The organism is Sphingomonas sp. (assembly GCF_036388435.1).
GTDB lineage: Bacteria > Pseudomonadota > Alphaproteobacteria > Sphingomonadales > Sphingomonadaceae > Sphingomonas.
In genome coordinates, this window is record NZ_DASVRV010000001.1 from 14,841 (window position 1) to 30,513 (window position 15,673).

Here is a 15,673-nt window from a genome sequence, read left to right on the forward strand (position 1 = left end):
TCACGGGCAACCGATGGGCGGAGAAGGCGTTACCCCCCGGCGGACGCCTGCCCCGTGGCAGGCGGACCCGACCAGGAGAGCGTATATGCGTAAACTGCTTTTGACCCTCGGCCTGCTGGCGGCGACGGTGCCGACGGCGACCCTGAACGCCCAGCGCAACGGGTACGGAAACCGCGAAGTGCGCCAGGAACGCCGCGAGTGCCGTCGCGAGCTGCGCCGGGCCGACAATCGCCGCGAGTATAACCGCGAGCTGCGCGAATGCCGCCGCGAGCTGGCCCAGGCGCAGCGCTCGGGCCGCTTCCAGCGCTGGGACAATCGCTGGCGCCGCTGATCCGGTGACGGGGTGGGGATGGTCCGCCATTCCCACCGCCGCTCCGGATCGACGCGTCAGGCGAGTGCGGCCATTTTCTCTTCCGCCTGCCGGTCGAGCTCCGCGCGCGACTTGCGCTCGGCGGCCGTCTTGAGCTGGCCGCAGGCCGCGTCGATGTCGCGGCCCCGGGGACGGCGGACGGGAGCGGAGATGCCGCCTTCGAACACGATGTCCGAGAAGCGCGCGACGCGCTCGGGGGTGGAGCATTCATAAGGGGCGCCGGGCCAGGGGTTGAACGGGATCAGGTTCACCTTGGCGGGCAGGCGGTAGTGGCGGAGCAGGCGGACGAGCTCGTGCGCGTCCTCGTCCGAGTCGTTCTTGTCCCGGAGCATGACATATTCGAAGGTGATCCGCCGGGCGTTGTTGGCGCCGGGATAGTCGGCACAGGCCTGGAGCAGCTCCTCGATCCCGTATTTGCGGTTCAGGGGCACGATCTCGTCGCGCACCTCCTTGGTCACCGCGTGGAGCGAGACGGCGAGATTGACCCCGATCTCCGCCCCGGCGCGCGCCATCATCGGCACCACGCCGCTGGTCGACAGGGTGATCCGGCGCTTGGACAAGGCAAGGCCGTCGCCGTCCATGACGACCTTGAGCGCGTCGCGGACCGCGTCGAAATTGTAGAGCGGCTCGCCCATGCCCATCATGACGATGTTGGTGAGCATCCGCCCCTCGGGCTGGGACGGCCATTCGCCCAGCGAATCGCGGGCCAGCATCACTTGGCCGACGATCTCGCCCGCGGTCAGGTTGCGCACCAGCCGCATCGTTCCCGTGTGGCAGAAGCGGCAGTTGAGCGTGCAGCCGACCTGGCTCGACACGCACAAGGTGCCCCGATCGGCGTCGGGGATGAACACCATCTCGTAATCCTGCGCGTCCGGCGAGCGCAGCAGCCATTTGCGGGTGCCGTCGGACGACACCTGCGCCTCGATCACCTCGGGGCGACCGACCACGAAGCGCTCGGCGAGCCAGGGCGTCTGCGCCTTGGCGATGTCGGTCATCCGGCCGAACTCGGTCTGACCGCGATTGTAGATCCAGTGCCAGATCTGCTTGGCGCGCAATTTGGCCTGTTTCGGCTCCATGCCGCCGGCGAGCAGCACCTCGCGCAAGCCGTCCCTGCTCAAGCCGACCAAGTCGACGCGACCGTCCGAGCGCGGCGCGGCGGCGCGGGGGACGGGCACGGGGTCGATGTGCCCGGGAATGGGCATGAGGGCGGCCGGAACTGTCTGCATGGAGGCCCATATAGACGAAAAGGGGCGCGAATTCCACTCGGATGCCGGGCGGGACCGATCGGCGCCTGCCGCGTTGGACCCGCTGGATCCATCAGCGGAGCGTTTCAATCATGACCGACCAGACCGACAGCGCCGTCCAGGCCCGCCGCCGCGAGATCGCGGCGGAACATGTGCTGTTCAAGACGCTCGAATATGTCGAGGCGCGGCATCCCGGCCTGCTCGACCATATCGAGGCAAGCCTCGACCATCTGGGCGATTACGCCAGGGACGACACCAAGGACGACGAGGCGGTCCGCGCCATCGCGCGCAAGATGCTTCAGGGCGCGCGGCGCGAGGGGACGAGCTAGGGCCGCAGGCAGGCGAGGGTCGCCGCGTCGATCGCGGTGGCGGCGCCGTCCAGGCGGTAGACATCGGCGAAGGGACGACCCCCCGTGCCGACCGCCTCGACGCTCATGCTGCGCCCCGACCGGATCGCCGCCACCGCCGCGCGTTCGGCGGCGGCGTCGGGCGCCCAGGCGTCGATGCCGTTCGCGACCAGGGGAAAACGCCGCTCGCCGATCGACAGCGTGACCCCGGCCGATCGGTCGCGCGGGCGGGACAGGCGGATGTGCAGGCTGTTCCGCTGCCCCCGTGCGGGCCGGGTCCCGACCCCTGCGAAAGGCCGCCACGCTCGCCGTCCCCCCGCGATTTCCGGCGCGGCGATGGCATAGCAATGGCCGGGGTCACGAAACGCGCCCCAGGCCCCGTGGACGCCGATCAGGTCGCGCGCGCCGACGGGCGCCGCGACGAGCAGCAGCACGGCCCAGGCGAGCTTCATGCGGGCGCCTGTCCCCCGCCCAGATGCGCCACCGTCTCGCGGCCCAGTTCGATCAGCGCGACGCTTCCCTGCGGCAGGCCGGGGGCGAGCGGGCTGCCGAGCGCGGGATCGGGGGCGAGCCCGGTCATCACGCCGCGCAGCACCCGGCTGGAGATGCCGTGCATGACGACGAGACGGTCGCCCCCGTCCTCGTCCGTGTCGGCCAGCCACCCGCCCACCCGCCGGGCGATGGCGGGGTAGGACTCGCCGTCGGGCGCGACCCTAAGCGCGTGAGTGACGGGGTCGATCACCGGCCCGACCTCCGCCACGACATCGGCATAATAGCGCCCGCCCCAGGAACCCATGCCGATCTCGACCAGCCGCGCGTCGGTATGCGCGTCGTGCCAGTCGAGGTCGAGATGCTCGGCGATGACGGCCAGCGTTTGGAGGGCGCGGCCCGTCGGTGAGGCCCATAGGGTCAGCCTCGGCCCGGCGCCGAGCAGCGCGCGCAGCGCCCGTCCCATCCCGTCCGCCTGCGCGAAGCCCGCGCGCGTCAGGGGCGTATGGGGGTGATCGCCCTGGAGCCGGCGCGCGGCGTTGAACACCGTTTCGCCGTGGCGCGCGATGAAGTCCCGTCCCGATCGTTCCATGTCGGGCTTGTCGGGCCGGTGTGGCGCAAAGGCAACGCTTTTTCCTGTTTAGGTGAGGTTCATGCAACGGAGGCCCGCCGCAACCATTTGAGCCACCCGACCCGGAATCGTCCGGGCCCGTTTCGGAGTTGCTTCATGCGTATCACCATTCTCGCCGCGGCCGCCGCCGCTTTCCTCCCCGCGATCGCCCAGGCGCAAGACGCCCCGGTCGAGGCCGCCCCCTTCACCGGCCTGCGCGCCGAAGCGCTGGTCGGCTATGACGCGCTCACCAGCGGCGCCGACTCGGACGGCGTCGTCTATGGCGGCGCGATCGGTTACGACGCGCAGGTCGGCGGCATCACCTTGGGTGTCGAGGGCGAGGCCACCGAGTCGAGCATCAAGGGTCGCGACAGCAACCTGCTGGTCGCGGGCGACAGCGCGCGCGTGACCCTGGGCCGCGACCTTTATGTCGGCGGACGCGTGGGCTTTCCGCTCGCCCCCGCGACCCTGCTCTACGGCAAGGTCGGCTACACCAATGCACGGATCAATACGCGCTACACCACCGGCACCACGACGGTGCGCGACAAGGCGGAAGCCGACGGCCTGCGCCTGGGCGCCGGTCTGGAGCATGCGATCGGTCCGCGCACCTATGTCAAGGGCGAGTATCGCTACTCGAACTACAAGGAGATCGAGGATTTCGACATCGATGCCGACCGGCATCAGGTGATGGCGGGTATCGGCATCCGTTTCTGATCCGTTAGCCGGGCGTTAACCGGAATCGGGGGAGGGGTCGGGGCGCTTGCTCCGACCCCTTTTCCTTGGGTAGGACAGGCGGTGACATCGCCCTCGGACATGAGGGGGCCGGGGAGTTCCAATGAAGGCGACCATCGAACGCGCGACCCTGTTGAAGGGCCTGAGCCACGTCCAGTCGGTGGTGGAACGCCGCAACACCATCCCCATCCTGTCCAACGTGCTGCTCGATGCGCAGGAGGGGACGCTGAGGATGATGGCGACCGATCTCGACCTGCAGATCAACGAGAGCGTCGCGGCCGCGGTGGACCAGCCGGGCGCGATCACCGTGTCGGCGCACACCTTGTTCGACATCGCGCGCAAGCTGCCCGAAGGATCGCAGGTCCAGCTCGCCGCCGCCGATGGCCGGATGACGATCGTCGCGGGCCGCGCGCGCTTCTCGCTCGGCACGTTGCCGCGCGACGATTTTCCCGTGATCGCCGAGGGCGAACTGCCCACGAAATTCGAGCTGCCCGCCGAGACGCTGAAGCAGGTGATCGACAAGACGCGCTTCGCGATCTCGACCGAGGAGACGCGTTATTATCTGAACGGCATCTTCCTGCACGTTTCCGAGGATGCGGGGCAGCCCGTGCTCAAGGCGGCGGCGACCGACGGCCACCGGCTGGCGCGCGTGACCATGCCGCGCCCGGAGGGTTCGGACGGAATGCCCGACGTGATCGTGCCGCGCAAATGCGTCGCCGAACTCAGAAAGCTGCTCGACGAGGTCGACGGCTCGGTGGGCGTGTCGCTGTCGCCCACCAAGATCCGCTTCGATCTGGGCCAGGCGGTGCTGACGTCCAAGCTGATCGACGGCACCTTTCCCGATTACAGCCGCGTGATCCCGACGGGCAACGACAAGATCCTCCGCCTCGACCCGCAAAGCCTGAAGGAAAGCGTCGACCGCGTCGCCACCATCGCCACCGAGAAGACCCGCGCGGTCAAGATGGCGCTCGACCGCGACAAGGTGACTTTGTCGGTCACCTCCCCCGAAAACGGCACCGCCGCCGAGGAGGTGCCGGGCGACTACACCGCCACCGCGTTCGAGATCGGGTTCAACAGCCGCTACCTGCTCGACATATTGGGGCAGATCGACGGCGACACGGTCGAGGTCCACCTGAACGACGCCGCCGCCCCGACGCTGATCCGCGAGAACGACAAGAGCGCCGCGCTGTATGTGCTGATGCCGATGCGGGTGTGAGGACGGGCCGCTTAAAGGCGCGATCGGCTGAATGGCGCTAAGCTATTATCCAAGCACCGGCGAGATTCTGGTCTGTCACTATGGTCAGGCCGCGTTCGAGCCGGAGATGAACAAGTCGCGACCGGTGGTCGTGATCGGTCCCCGGCTCCGCAGGCGTGGCAGGCTGGTCACGGTCGTTCCGCTCAGCACCACGGCGCCGACATCGACCGAGCCTTATCATTGCCTGATCCAGCTGGATCAGTCCTTGCCCGCACCGTTCAGCGAACGGACGATTGGGCCAAGTGCGACATGGTGTCGTCGGTGTCGCTGGATCGGCTCGATCGTTTCAAACAGGTCAGGAGCCGGTGTGGCGGTGTCCAGCGGTGGAGCACGGGTCGCGTCACTCCCGCGCAGCTCGCCGACCTGAGAGCCGCGATACTGTTCGGACTGGGGTTCCACCCTTGACAAATAACACTTGACAGCTATGTTTCTTTCATCCCGCTCTGCGAAAGTATCGGGCTTGGAGACTGCCCGCCATCGAGCGAGCAGCCGGCTCCGCGTCGGCGATAACAAGCCTGCGGAGTTGTCGTGTTCGGAGAGGCCGTCCTTCGGGGCGGCCTTTCTTGTTTGACATTCCCGGCGTCCACCACTTATTAACACCTGTGTCAGTAAGGAGTCGCTCCATGTACCAGACCCAGGCCGCCGACACTTATAAGCGCGATTGGCGCACCGCGATCTCGGCGTTGCGCAAGCTGCTCGCCAATGGCGACGATACCACGCAGGTGTTCGTCATCATGCGCGCGCTGAACGGCGCGGCGACGCCGAAAAATTACGAGCGGCTGTTGAAGACCGAGACGGGCGCGCGCCAGGCCTATGAACGCGTCGAGCTGGCGGCGGACCTGTTCTCCGACCCCGATTTCGTTCGGAGCTTCAAGCCCGGCACGGTCGGCGCGGCCTATCGCGACTGGTTGGCGGAGACGGGCTATTCGGCGCAGGGGCTGGCCGAGGTGTCGAACCTGGACGGCCTGGAGAAGCCGATCCCGCATCCCTATGCCTGGTTCGGACGGCGGACGCGCGACGTGCACGACATCTGGCATGTGCTGACGGGGTACAAGGCCGACGAGACGATGGGCGAGGCGGCGCTGGTCGCCTTTTCGTTCGCGCAGACCCGGGGCATGGGCTGGGCGCTGATCGGGGCCGGCGCGGCGCTCAAGAGCATCCGCGTGACGGGGGGCAAGCTGTTCGCCCGCGCGGTGCTGGAGGGCTACCGCCAGGGCAAGCGCGCCGAATGGCTGTTGGGCGAGGATTACGAGGCGCTGATGCACGAACCGCTCGACGCAGCGCGCAAGCGGCTGCGGATCGCCGAGCCGGTCGCCTACCGCCTGGCGCAGCGCGAGCTGGGCGAGGAACTGGCCTCCTATGCCAGCCGCGCCAAGGAACCCGCGCTCGCCTGACCGATAAGGGCGCGCTAGGGCCGGGCGCGATGCTGTCGCGCCTGGTCCTGACCGATTTCCGTAATCATGCCGCGCTGACGCTGGACGCAGGGCCGGGCTTCGTGGTGCTGACCGGCGAGAACGGGTCGGGCAAGACCAATATCCTGGAAGCCGTCTCGCTGCTGGCGCCGGGGCGCGGGCTGCGCCGCGCCGACCTGTCCGACATGGCCCGGCAGGGCGGGGCGGGGGGGTTCGGTGTCGCCGCCACGCTGGGTGGCGACGGGGATGGCGATGGGAAGGGGGACGCGGCCGAGCGGGTCGAGATCGCCACAGGCACGCTCGCCGCCGCGCCCGAGCGGAGGGTGGTGCGCGTCCAGACCGCGCCCGCGACCGCCGCATCCCTGCCCGAATGGCTGACGGTGCTGTGGCTGACCCCGGCGACCGACCGGCTGTTCGTCGAGCCGGCGGGCGAGCGGCGGCGCTTCCTCGACCGGCTGGCGCTGGCGCTCGCGCCCGCCCATGCGACCCATGCCGCGCGCTACGAGGCGGCGATGCGGGCGCGCAACCGGCTGCTGGCCGAGGGGCTGGAAGGCGCGCGCCCCGACCCCGACTGGCTATCGGCACTGGAGGCGCAGATGGCCGAGCATGGCGCGGCGGTCGACGCGGCGCGGCGCGAGACGGTGGCGCTGCTCGGCGCGCGGCTGGCGACCCAGGCGGCTGGCCCCTTCGCGCGGGGCGCGCTGGCGCTGGAGGGGTGGAGCGGCGAGGCGGGCGCGCTGCTGCGGTCGCTGCGCGAGGGCCGCGCGCGCGACGCGGCGGCGGGACGGGCGCTCACGGGGCCGCACCGCGCCGACCTGATCGTCACCCACCTGGACAAGGACCGCGCCGCCGCCATGGCCTCCACGGGCGAGCAGAAGGCGCTGCTGCTGGGGCTGGTGCTCGCACATGGCGAGCTGGTCGCCGAGCGGACGGGGCGCGCGCCGGTGCTGCTCCTGGACGAGGTGGCGGCGCATCTCGACCCGTCGCGCCGCGCCGCGCTGTTCGACCGGCTGGCGGGGCGGGGGCAGGTGTGGATGACGGGCACCGAGCCCGCGCTGTTCGACGCGGTCGGGGCCGGGGCGACGCAGGTCGCGCTCGGCGGCTGAACGCGGGCTGTCGACCGGGTTCGGCGCGCGTTCAAGCACCGGCGCCTAGGTCGCACCCTCGGGGTGGGATCGAACAGGAGTCAACGCCCATGCGTATGCCCATCATCGCCGCCGGCCTGGCGGCGGCCACGCTTTCATCGACTTTTTTGGCCATGGCGACGCCCGCCTCGGCGCAGCGGATCGACTGGCGGCCCGGCGCGTACCGGCTGGTCGGGGCGGGCGCTCCCGATCTCTATCCCGAGCTGCGTGGCACCCCGCGCGGGCGGGCCTTCGTGATGCGCAATTTCGACGGCAACTGCGACGGGCGGGTCAACCGGCGCGAGGCGGAAGCGGCGAACCGCGCCTTTGCCGGGGTGGCGGGCCCGCGCCGCGACCGGTTCGACTGGAACGCGCGCGACCGGGTGGTCGTGGCCGACGGGCGCGGCGGCTGGGACCGCGGCGCGATGCGCGGCTACGGCTTTCGCGACGCGCCCGAGGGCGCGCGGCTGACGCTGCAGGAGGAGGTGCTGTTCGCGACCGACAGCGCGACGCTGCGCCCCGGTGCGATCGACCGGCTGCGCCCGCTGGCCGACTATCTGCGCGCGGAGCCGGGCGTGCGCGTCGCGATCGACGGCCACACCGACGCGCGCGCCTCGGACCAGTATAACCAGGACCTGTCCGAGCGCCGCGCGGCGAGCGTGCGCGACGCGCTGGAGGATATGGGCGTGGTCGAGGCGCGCTTCCGCGTGCGCGGTTACGGCGAGACGCGCCCCGTCGCCCCCAACACGACCGCGGCGGGCCTGCGCCGGAACCGCCGGGTCGAGGTGACCCTGCTCGGCCGCCGCGCGGCGGAGTTCGCGGGGCGCTGAGCTGGGCCGAAGGTCGGCGCGGGGGCGGTGCTTCCCGCGCCGGTCGGCGGCGGAAGTTCACTAAAGGTCACGCCAAGCACGCCTGTTCGACCGGGGTAGATGGCGATCGCGATGCTGAACAAGTTTTGGAAGATATGGGCGTGGGCGGGATCATCGCGTCGGGTGCGGGCCCTCCAGACACTCCCGAGTTCACAGACCGTCACGACCGGGCGACGGTGCCACGGCCGACCGATCGTGACAGCGGCCTAAGCTAGGGATTTCCCCGTAACGGCTCGCCGCCTCGTGCTCGGATCGTGCATTGGATTTGTGCATCACGAAGGTCTGCGGATTTCTGCCGTTTTCGGGTTGATGCAAAACCTGTGAGTTTTGCATCAGATACGCCGAAAAGTGGTGGTTAGCTGCCATCCCCGCGCACAAAGAAATATGCCTTACCGCCGGGAGCATCATCGACCAGTTCAACCTGTTGTGGATGGGCTGGATCGTCCAGACGCAGTTTCAATGGGAAGCTCCCGGATCGTACTATCACCCTCCCGTTAGAAGCGCCGACATACTCCTTTGGCAGCACATACGGACCTACCTTGTCTTCCTCGACCACATAATTGACCCGCTGATCTGCCACCGTCATCACTCCGTTGGCGAAGATCACCGTGCCGCAGCAGCGGTTCGAATATGACCCGTTGGCGATGTTAATCGGCAAACGTGGTTCACCCGTCAGGGCAATATAAGCCCACGCCGCAAGAACGACTGTGACGACGATGGCTCCGACAGCTTTGCTCACGTTCATCCCACCAGGGTGCACCGGCTGACGAATGTCTGCAACTGGAGCATCAGCCGACCCGCTGCTTTTGGCCTCTGCCTTGATGCAAAACTTTTGATTTTCGCATCACTGACCACCAGGCACGGTGCCGGGCCGTAGGCATCTTCACATCAGGGTCGGGCTACCTGACAACGGATCGCCTGTGGCTTCCCAATGAATGTTCTCGACATTCTTGGTGCGGAGCCAGTCGTCGACAAGCCACGCGAGCCCTTGGAGTGCGATGCTAGATCGCAAGCGGGCAGCGAACCGGCCGGCACCTTCATCAGTGAAGCGGACCAGGTGAAAGCGGTTCTGAAACCACGATACCCAGACAGTCTTTCGGCCGAACATGGCGGGTAGCACTGTCTTACCACTCGCAACCATGTCGGCGCGAAAAACGCTAGCGATGAGGGCCGGGGAGGTGGACAGGCTGCTTTCGGTCGAGATGCCGAAGCTCACCCGATTTCGGAGACCCGCTGGGGCGTCAAGCCGTAGAGGGTAATCAGCCTGATCGGCCATGCCCGCTCGTGCCAGCCTTTCGAGCAAAACCGCGTCGTGGCCACGATAGCGGATACAATCCACCTCGCTGGACCACATAGCCTTTACGGTTCGGTCGATTTCATCTGGTAAGCAGGGTTGCCGTTTGACGAAGCAGTGGTTTTTCCCCGTTTCAAAAATCTCTGGAGCAATATTCTCCGGGACGCCGCATAATAGGCAGCAGCCCGGCTCGACATAGAAGTCGCCATCGCTTGGTGGCAAATTTTGCTGAAGGCAGTTCCGCCAGACCTGCACCGCCCGCGTCGCCTTCACGAGCAAACTGCTCAGATCTTGGACTGGTGCTTCCCAACTCTCTTCCAACTCGCTTCCATCGTTGGTGTCGATCGACCTAGCAAACACGGCCACGCGGCCGGCCCGAGGCGGATTGATCGACACTTGGAAACATTCGAATGGAGGGTGCCCAGGAAGATGGAAGAAATGAGCCGGCTCGCCAGCCCATTCAGTAAACAGCGTTGAGCCGTTCGCCTTCACGTACTCTTCAATGGTCGGGTCCATACCAGCGAAAGGGTTCATGGTTCGAGCTTACCTCGATCACCATGATAGGCCTATAGCAGAGTTGCGAAAAACGCGCGTTTTGTGTATCAACTTTCTTGAATGCCAAGGAGGGCACGATGACACAGGTAGCCGCGACGGAGTTCGCCCGCAATTTCGGTCGCTATCGCGAGGAAGCCCAGCGCGAGCCGGTCGCCGTGGTGGCGCATAACCGGGTGACGGGCTATTTCGTGTCCGCCCGCGACTATGACGAATATCAGCGCCTCAAGGCGACGGCTCCTACCGCCTTGGCGGTCGAGGAGCTGGACGGCGCGACGTTGAAGGCAATGGCGGCATCACGGATGGATTCTCGCCACGACCATCTCGATGCGCTGATGGATTGAGCCTTTGTCGCTTCCCATCCCGGAACCGGGCTTGGTCATTCCCTATGCCTATCTGTGGCGGCACGAGCATCGCAAAGGGCAGGAGGAAGGCCGCAAGGTCCGCCCCAGCGTGATCGTGCTGGCGGTGCAAAGCCCGAAGGGTGGTGCATTGCGCGTGACGGTCGCACCGATCACGCACACCCCGCCAGCCAAGGACGGGGAAGCGATCGAGCTGCCGCCCCGCGTCAAGCAGGCGCTCGGCCTCGATGACGATCGCTCCTGGATCGTGCTGGATGAGGTCAACCAGTTCGCCTGGCCCGGCTATGACATTCGGCCCGTGCCGGGGAGTAAGGACCGCTTCGCCTATGGGTTCATTCCGCCCAAGCTCTACGATACCGTCATCGGCCGCATCCTGGAGCTGGCCGCAGCGCGGCGTGTCGTTGAGATCCCGCGCGATTGAGCGGAATCGCCCTATCGTCCTCGGCCGTCCCGAGCTGCGCGCTGCACGAGAGTCGGCACCGATAAGTATCGCAGCCGAATATCGGCCAGGGCATCGCTGGATCGTCGGCCAAGCCGCGCTTAGCCCGACCGCGACGCGCTCATTCCGCTTCCGTTCCACTCCCCGAATCCCTATATGTTACCGATGACGGACACCTTGCAATCCACCAGCAACAGCGGCGATTACGGCGCCTCCTCGATCCGGGTCCTGAAGGGGCTCGACGCGGTGCGGAAGCGGCCGGGGATGTATATCGGCGATACCGATGACGGGTCGGGCCTCCACCACATGGTGTTCGAGGTCAGCGACAACGCGATCGACGAGGCGCTGGCGGGGCATTGCGACCGGATCGACATCACGCTCAACCCCGACGGGTCGGTGTCGGTGACCGATAACGGCCGCGGCATCCCGACGGGCATCCACCCGGAGGAGGGCGTGTCGGCGGCCGAGGTCATCATGACCCAGCTCCATGCCGGCGGGAAGTTCGACAACACCAACGACGACAACGCTTATAAAGTATCGGGCGGCTTGCACGGCGTGGGCGTGTCGGTGGTCAACGCGCTCTCCGAATGGCTGGACCTGACGATCTGGCGCGACGGCGAGGAGCACCGGATGCGCTTCGCGCACGGCGACGCGGTGGCGCCGCTGGAGCGGGTGGGGGAATCGACGCGCAAGGGTACGATGGTGACCTTCCTGCCCTCGCCCGGCACCTTCAAGGTCGTCGAGTTCGATTTCGACAAGTTGGAGCATCGCTACCGAGAGCTGGCGTTCCTGAATTCGGGGGTCAGGCTGTTCCTGACCGATGCGCGGCACGACGAGCCGCGGACGGTCGAGCTTTATTACGAGGGCGGGATCGCGGCGTTCGTGAAATATCTCGACCGCGCCAAGACGCCGCTGATGCCCCAGCCCGTCGCGATCAACGGGCAGCGCGACGATGTCGGCATCGACGTCGCGCTGGAATGGAACGACAGCTATTACGAGCAGGTCCTGGCGTTCACCAACAACATCCCGCAGCGCGACGGGGGCACGCACATGGCCGCGTTCCGCGCGGCGCTGACGCGCACGCTCAACAATTATGCCGAGAAGTCGGGGCTGTTGAAGAAGGAGAAGGTGTCGCTGACGGGCGACGACATGCGCGAGGGGCTGACCGCGATCGTGTCGGTCAAGCTGCCCGATCCGAAGTTCAGCTCGCAGACCAAGGACAAGCTGGTCTCGTCGGAAGTGCGCGCGCCGCTGGAGTCCCTCATGGCGGACAAGCTGGCCGAATGGCTGGAGGAGAATCCCGCCACCGCCAAGGCGATCATCCAGAAGGTGATCGACGCCGCCGCCGCGCGCGAGGCCGCCAAGCGCGCGCGCGAGCTGACCAGGCGGAAAGGGGCGATGGACATCGCCTCGCTGCCGGGCAAGCTGGCCGATTGCCAGGAGCGCGACCCGTCCAAGTCCGAGCTGTTCCTGGTCGAGGGCGATTCGGCGGGCGGGTCGGCCAAGCAGGGGCGCGACCGGCATTTCCAGGCGATCCTGCCGCTCCGGGGCAAGATCCTGAACACGGAGCGCGCCAGAGAGGACCGGATGCTGTCGTCCAAGGAGATCGGCACGCTGATCACCGCGATGGGAACGGGCATCCGCGACGACTTCAACGCGGACAAGCTGCGCTATCACAAGGTCGTCATCATGACCGACGCCGATGTCGACGGCGCGCATATCCGCACGCTGTTGCTGACGCTCTTCTACCGCCACATGCCCAAGATCATCGAGGGCGGCTACCTCTACATCGCGCAGCCGCCGCTGTACAAAGCGACGCGCGGGCGGTCGGAGGTGTATCTGAAGGACGATTCGGCGCTCGACGAGTATCTGGTCGATGCCGGGCTGAACGCGCTGGTGATGGAGGCGGCGGGCGGCGCGCGGTCGGGGCGGGATCTCCGCGACCTGGTGGAACATGCCCGGCGGATGCGCACGCTGATGCGCTACGTGCCCCGGCGCTACGACCCGGCGATGATCGAGGTGCTGGCGCTGGGCGGCACGCTCGACCCCAATATCGAGCGTGGCGCGCGCGAGGCGGCCTTGGTCGAGGTCGTCCGCCTGCTGGGCGCGAACGACGAGGAGGCGCGCTGGTCGGCACGGCTGACCGAGGATGGCGGGGTGCATTTCGAGCGGCTGTGGCGCGGGGTGACCGACCATCACATCGTGGAGGCGAGCTTCCTGGTGTCGGCGGAGGCGCGCAAGCTCCACGCATTAGCCGCCGAGCAGTCCGAGGCCTATGGGGCCCAGGCCAAGCTGGTGCCGATGAAGGGCGCGGCCCAGCCGACGGAAACCGACGAGGACGGCGAGACCGTAACGGTCGCGCGCGGCGAGACGCGGGTGTCGCGGCCGAGTCAGCTGCTCGACGCGATCCTGGCGGCGGGGCGCAAGGGCCTGGCGATCCAGCGCTACAAGGGCCTGGGCGAGATGAACGCCGAGCAGCTGTGGGAGACGACGCTCGACCCCGCCAACCGTACGATGCTGCGCGTGTCGTCGGCGGACGTGGAGGGCGCGAACGAGATATTCACCCAGCTGATGGGCGAGGTGGTCGAGCCCCGGCGCGAGTTCATCCAGGACAATGCGCTGAACGTCGCGAACCTGGACGTCTAGCGGCTAACGACATCACAGGAAACCGTTCGTCCTGAGTAGGGGCTGAGCTTGCCGAAGACCCGTATCGAAGGACATGGTCTGGGGTTTGTCCTTCGATACGCCATTTCGACAAGCTCAATGGCTACTCAGGACGAACGGTGGTGGGTCAGGCCAGACGCTCCAGCGGCCGGGCCGGGCGGCTGGCGTAGCGGGCGACCGTGGCGGTGGTGAAGGGCTTGGCGGTGATCGTCGAGACGGTGCGGAAATCGGCGACGGCGGCGCCTGGCGTGAGTGTCAGCAGCAGGAAGCCCTTGCCCTTCTGGTCGCAGAACCGCACCTCGGGATTGGCGTCGGCGATCATCGGGCCGATGCCGGGGATGAGGTCGCCGTAAGAGGGGCTGGTGATCGCGGTGGTGCCGAATTCGGCGGCGACCAAGGTGCCGCGCGCGTCGTGGAGGTCGTTGGCCCAGGCCGCGTGGCTGTCGCCCGACAGCACGATCGGCCGGACGCCCGCGCGCCGGAAGCTCGCATAAAGACGCTCGCGGGCGGGGGGATAGCCGTCCCAACTATCCATGTTGAACGGAATCCCCGCCTTATAGCCCGCGACCGCCGCCGGGATGCGCGCGGCATAGGCGAGGGGCAGCTTGGCAACGAAGGCGGCGTAGCGGTCCGGGCCCATGCTCCGTTCGAGATCGGGGCCGGCGACCCGGGCCATGACGACCTGGTTGCCCAGCAGCTGCCACGGCTTGCCCTGGCGCTTGGAGCGGCGCAGCGCCCCCTCCAGCCAGCGTTGCTGGTCGGCGCCGAGCAGCTCGCGCTTCGGGTCGGCGCGTTCGGCCAGCAGGGCGGCATATTCGCTCGGCTCGGGCGTCTCGCCCTTGGCGGCGACCTGCTTCGACCGGCCGAGCAGGCGGGTCTCGACCATCAGCAAGGTGGCGAGGTCGCCGAAGTCGAATTGGCGGTTGATCGCCTCCCAGGGGCGGCCGGGCTTGGGATCGCGGATCGGCATCCATTCGAAATAGGCCTGCATCGCCGCCGCCTTGCGGGTGGGCCAGTCGCCCTCCGCCTCGGGTTGGTGGTTTTCGGCGCCGCCGATCCAGCTGTCATTGGTCACCTCGTGATCGTCCCAGACGCAGATGAAGGCGGCACGGGCGTGGGCCGCCTGCATGTCGGGATCGCGCTTGGTCTGGGCGTGGCGGGCGCGGTAGTCGGCGAGGGTGACGATCTCGTGCGCGGGTTCGGGCAGGCGGCCGAGCCGGCGGCCGATCTGCGCGCCGTAACCGGTGGCGCCATATTCGTAGATATAGTCGCCCAGATGGACGACCGCGTCGAGCCGGTCGAGTTCGGCGATCGCCTGATAGGCGTTGAACAGCCCGCCTGGATAGAGCTGGCACGACACGACCGCGAGCGCGACGTCGGCGGTCGCGCCGACCGGCAGGGTGCGGAAGCGGCCGGTGGGGGAGCGCTCGCCCGCCTCCGTCTCGAACCGGAACCAGTATTCGCGGCCGGGCTGGAGGCCGGTCGCCTCGACCTTGGCGGTGTGGTCGCGCGCGGCGCGGGCGGCGACGCGGCCCTCGCGGACGGGGGCACCGTCGGGGGCGGTCGAGACCTGCCAGCGCAGGGGCACGTCGCCCGCATCGCCGATCGGCGTCGCGCGGGTCCATAGCACCGCGCCGTCCGCCGCCGGGTCCCCGCTGGCGACGCCGTGGAGGAAGCGGGCAGGGGCGGGCGCCCGCGCGCCGACCCCGGTGGGCAGGCCGAGGGCCGCGCCCGAACCCAGGGCGGCGATGGCTTGGCGGCGGCTGATCGTCATGATGGTCCCCTGGCGCGAACTCGGCTGGTCGTTCTAGGCACCGCGAATGTTACGCGGCCGCGACGCCCGGCGTCACCCATTCGTCATCGCCGCGTCCCCGGATCGTCATCGTGCCGTCCCCCGCGCGTCACGCGAG

The 15,673-nt window shown here is 68.0% G+C and carries 17 protein-coding genes; 11 read left to right on the forward strand and 6 right to left on the reverse strand.

From position 1 onward, the window contains the following. Window positions 1-85 precede the first annotated feature (85 nt). Window positions 86-331 (forward strand): hypothetical protein, encoded by a 246-nt coding sequence (locus tag VF592_RS00085; protein ID WP_331003552.1) that lies wholly within the window; start codon window positions 86-88, stop codon window positions 329-331. A gap of 56 nt (window positions 332-387) precedes the next feature. On the opposite strand, the gene rlmN is transcribed toward VF592_RS00085, so the two are convergent. Further along, window positions 388-1,596, reverse strand: coding sequence for a 23S rRNA (adenine(2503)-C(2))-methyltransferase RlmN (gene rlmN, locus VF592_RS00090; RefSeq protein ID WP_331003553.1), 1,209 nt, complete (start codon window positions 1,594-1,596; stop codon window positions 388-390). A gap of 110 nt (window positions 1,597-1,706) precedes the next feature. On the opposite strand from rlmN, the gene VF592_RS00095 reads away from it, so the two are divergent. After that, entirely contained in the window at window positions 1,707-1,943 is a 237-nt protein-coding gene (locus tag VF592_RS00095; protein ID WP_331003554.1) for a hypothetical protein, read from the forward strand. Here the strand turns inward: VF592_RS00095 and VF592_RS00100 are convergent. Next, a complete protein-coding gene (locus VF592_RS00100) occupies window positions 1,940-2,413 on the reverse strand; it encodes a hypothetical protein (RefSeq protein WP_331003555.1) in 474 nt (157 codons plus the stop codon). The genes VF592_RS00095 and VF592_RS00100 overlap by 4 nt on opposite strands. Further along, window positions 2,410-3,042 carry a histidine phosphatase family protein gene (locus tag VF592_RS00105; protein WP_331003556.1) on the reverse strand — a complete coding sequence of 211 codons (633 nt, stop codon included), beginning with the start codon at window positions 3,040-3,042 and terminating at the stop codon, window positions 2,410-2,412. The genes VF592_RS00100 and VF592_RS00105 overlap by 4 nt, the downstream gene beginning before the upstream one ends. Window positions 3,043-3,177: 135 nt before the next feature. Here VF592_RS00105 and VF592_RS00110 point away from each other — a divergent pair, with 135 nt between their 5' ends. The 6 genes from VF592_RS00110 (at window position 3,178) to VF592_RS00130 (ending at window position 8,413) form a co-directional block, all read left to right on the forward strand. Next, window positions 3,178-3,774 (forward strand): porin family protein, encoded by a 597-nt coding sequence (locus VF592_RS00110; protein WP_331003557.1) that lies wholly within the window; start codon window positions 3,178-3,180, stop codon window positions 3,772-3,774. A 121-nt stretch (window positions 3,775-3,895) separates the two neighbouring features. After that, window positions 3,896-5,008, forward strand: a complete 1,113-nt coding sequence (dnaN, locus tag VF592_RS00115; protein WP_331003558.1) for a DNA polymerase III subunit beta — start codon at window positions 3,896-3,898, stop codon at window positions 5,006-5,008. Window positions 5,009-5,039: 31 nt separating this feature from the next. Continuing rightward, window positions 5,040-5,414 (forward strand): type II toxin-antitoxin system PemK/MazF family toxin, encoded by a 375-nt coding sequence (locus tag VF592_RS14290; protein ID WP_414714107.1) that lies wholly within the window; start codon window positions 5,040-5,042, stop codon window positions 5,412-5,414. A gap of 256 nt (window positions 5,415-5,670) precedes the next feature. Then, entirely contained in the window at window positions 5,671-6,441 is a 771-nt protein-coding gene (locus tag VF592_RS00120; RefSeq protein ID WP_331003559.1) for a Coq4 family protein, read from the forward strand. 29 nt (window positions 6,442-6,470) lie between these two features. Next, on the forward strand, window positions 6,471-7,565 hold the full coding sequence (gene recF / locus VF592_RS00125) for a DNA replication/repair protein RecF (protein WP_331003560.1): 1,095 nt from the start codon (window positions 6,471-6,473) through the stop codon (window positions 7,563-7,565). Window positions 7,566-7,654: 89 nt separating this feature from the next. After that, a complete protein-coding gene (locus VF592_RS00130; protein ID WP_331003561.1) occupies window positions 7,655-8,413 on the forward strand; it encodes an OmpA family protein in 759 nt (252 codons plus the stop codon). Between the two features lie 394 nt (window positions 8,414-8,807). Here VF592_RS00130 and VF592_RS00135 read toward each other — a convergent pair whose 3' ends face one another. Both VF592_RS00135 and VF592_RS00140 read right to left on the reverse strand, forming a co-directional pair. Further along, window positions 8,808-9,191, reverse strand: a complete 384-nt coding sequence (locus VF592_RS00135; protein ID WP_331003562.1) for a hypothetical protein — start codon at window positions 9,189-9,191, stop codon at window positions 8,808-8,810. A gap of 144 nt (window positions 9,192-9,335) precedes the next feature. Beyond that, a complete protein-coding gene (locus tag VF592_RS00140; protein ID WP_331003563.1) occupies window positions 9,336-10,280 on the reverse strand; it encodes a ferredoxin in 945 nt (314 codons plus the stop codon). A 98-nt stretch (window positions 10,281-10,378) separates the two neighbouring features. Here VF592_RS00140 and VF592_RS00145 point away from each other — a divergent pair, with 98 nt between their 5' ends. The 3 genes from VF592_RS00145 (at window position 10,379) to gyrB (ending at window position 13,745) form a co-directional block, all read left to right on the forward strand. After that, window positions 10,379-10,642, forward strand: coding sequence for a hypothetical protein (locus VF592_RS00145; RefSeq protein WP_331003564.1), 264 nt, complete (start codon window positions 10,379-10,381; stop codon window positions 10,640-10,642). A 4-nt stretch (window positions 10,643-10,646) separates the two neighbouring features. Next, window positions 10,647-11,081, forward strand: coding sequence for a hypothetical protein (locus tag VF592_RS00150; protein WP_331003565.1), 435 nt, complete (start codon window positions 10,647-10,649; stop codon window positions 11,079-11,081). Window positions 11,082-11,255: 174 nt separating this feature from the next. Then, window positions 11,256-13,745: a DNA topoisomerase (ATP-hydrolyzing) subunit B gene (gyrB, locus tag VF592_RS00155; RefSeq protein ID WP_414714109.1), complete on the forward strand. Its 2,490-nt coding sequence runs from the start codon at window positions 11,256-11,258 to the stop codon at window positions 13,743-13,745. A 145-nt stretch (window positions 13,746-13,890) separates the two neighbouring features. Here gyrB and VF592_RS00160 read toward each other — a convergent pair whose 3' ends face one another. After that, complete coding sequence (locus VF592_RS00160; protein ID WP_331003567.1) at window positions 13,891-15,537, reverse strand: alkaline phosphatase D family protein; 1,647 nt, start codon at window positions 15,535-15,537, stop codon at window positions 13,891-13,893. Between the last annotated feature and the right edge of the window lie 136 nt (window positions 15,538-15,673).

Coding starts and splice junctions, on each gene's coding strand:
- VF592_RS00085 (WP_331003552.1), top strand. CDS start 86: ATGCGTAAACTGCTTTTGACCCTCGGCCTGCTGGCGGCGACGGTGCCG.
- rlmN (WP_331003553.1), bottom strand. CDS start 1,596: ATGCAGACAGTTCCGGCCGCCCTCATGCCCATTCCCGGGCACATCGAC.
- VF592_RS00095 (WP_331003554.1), top strand. CDS start 1,707: ATGACCGACCAGACCGACAGCGCCGTCCAGGCCCGCCGCCGCGAGATC.
- VF592_RS00100 (WP_331003555.1), bottom strand. CDS start 2,413: ATGAAGCTCGCCTGGGCCGTGCTGCTGCTCGTCGCGGCGCCCGTCGGC.
- VF592_RS00105 (WP_331003556.1), bottom strand. CDS start 3,042: ATGGAACGATCGGGACGGGACTTCATCGCGCGCCACGGCGAAACGGTG.
- VF592_RS00110 (WP_331003557.1), top strand. CDS start 3,178: ATGCGTATCACCATTCTCGCCGCGGCCGCCGCCGCTTTCCTCCCCGCG.
- dnaN (WP_331003558.1), top strand. CDS start 3,896: ATGAAGGCGACCATCGAACGCGCGACCCTGTTGAAGGGCCTGAGCCAC.
- VF592_RS14290 (WP_414714107.1), top strand. CDS start 5,040: ATGGCGCTAAGCTATTATCCAAGCACCGGCGAGATTCTGGTCTGTCAC.
- VF592_RS00120 (WP_331003559.1), top strand. CDS start 5,671: ATGTACCAGACCCAGGCCGCCGACACTTATAAGCGCGATTGGCGCACC.
- recF (WP_331003560.1), top strand. CDS start 6,471: ATGCTGTCGCGCCTGGTCCTGACCGATTTCCGTAATCATGCCGCGCTG.
- VF592_RS00130 (WP_331003561.1), top strand. CDS start 7,655: ATGCGTATGCCCATCATCGCCGCCGGCCTGGCGGCGGCCACGCTTTCA.
- VF592_RS00140 (WP_331003563.1), bottom strand. CDS start 10,280: ATGAACCCTTTCGCTGGTATGGACCCGACCATTGAAGAGTACGTGAAG.
- VF592_RS00145 (WP_331003564.1), top strand. CDS start 10,379: ATGACACAGGTAGCCGCGACGGAGTTCGCCCGCAATTTCGGTCGCTAT.
- gyrB (WP_414714109.1), top strand. CDS start 11,256: ATGTTACCGATGACGGACACCTTGCAATCCACCAGCAACAGCGGCGAT.
- VF592_RS00160 (WP_331003567.1), bottom strand. CDS start 15,537: ATGACGATCAGCCGCCGCCAAGCCATCGCCGCCCTGGGTTCGGGCGCG.